Raw genomic sequence first — 873 nt, 5'->3', positions numbered from 1 at the left:
CGCGAGCGGTTTAGTCCTGCGACCCCAAGCCGACGTCCGCGCTTGCCGGTCGTGAGCGTCACGAAGATGCCACGAAACGGACAAACGTCGAAACGTTCCGTATAGTTACAAGGCTACGACACTAAACACAACCGTTATCGCTAGAGCAATGATATGTCGGCTTCAATAAAAGATCAGTTGTACGGGGTCCGCAAGAAGGTTAAGCACGCGTCTAAGCGCCTTATTAAAATTCCGTCTGAATTCACGTTCAATCGCGGCGGGGTTAAATATTTCGACCAGGTACTTTCCGTTCTTGATTGGACAATAAAAGACGTTCAGGTCGAAATTGATTTTACTGAGTGCGATAGCGCAAATTACCAAGCAGTTTCTTTGCTTGTACTTTATTGCTGGAAGCTCAAGCAACGGGGCTGCTCAATATCATTCAAGTTAGACCACAACGGCGAGCAAAATGGAAGCCGCGTCTGGCATATGATGGGTGCCCATGGTTTGTTTGCGGTGACTACTGACGCTAAAGTCAACTTCAAAAGCAATGAACATAAGCCTTTATTCGCCATCAGGAATTTCGATGATTTCAAATCTGCTTTGGCGACTGCAGATGAGTTCACGTCGAGTTTCGGTGTTGAATATCAAAAGACGTTGCGATATGTCTTATCTGAGCTCCTTTACAATCTGCTTGAGCATGGAAAATCAGATTTTACTTGGAAGGGTCGACGTTTTCCTACGCCCGGAGTCCTCCAGTTCACATGGTATGAAAAGGTAAATGAGCTGCATTTTATTGTGGCTGATATCGGCATCGGCGTTAACAGGCCGCGGAAATACTCGCACTGAAGTCATCGCAGCCGATAGCGAAAGCGTTGATGTAAGAAGCTCATT

Annotated in this window: 1 protein-coding gene; it reads left to right on the top strand. The window is 46.5% G+C overall.

Translation table 11 applies throughout. The annotated features are described in order from the left end of the window. The first annotated feature begins 153 nt into the window (after positions 1 to 153). Positions 154 to 828, top strand: coding sequence for a hypothetical protein (locus tag BN2475_RS32970; protein WP_174642110.1), 675 nt, complete (start codon positions 154 to 156; stop codon positions 826 to 828). Positions 829 to 873 lie beyond the last annotated feature (45 nt).

Source organism: Paraburkholderia ribeironis (assembly GCF_900019265.1).
GTDB classification, from domain to species: Bacteria; Pseudomonadota; Gammaproteobacteria; order Burkholderiales; family Burkholderiaceae; genus Paraburkholderia; species Paraburkholderia ribeironis.
The sequence above is the reverse complement of the archived record's forward strand: the minus strand, read 5'-3'. Positions and strand labels throughout refer to the sequence as shown.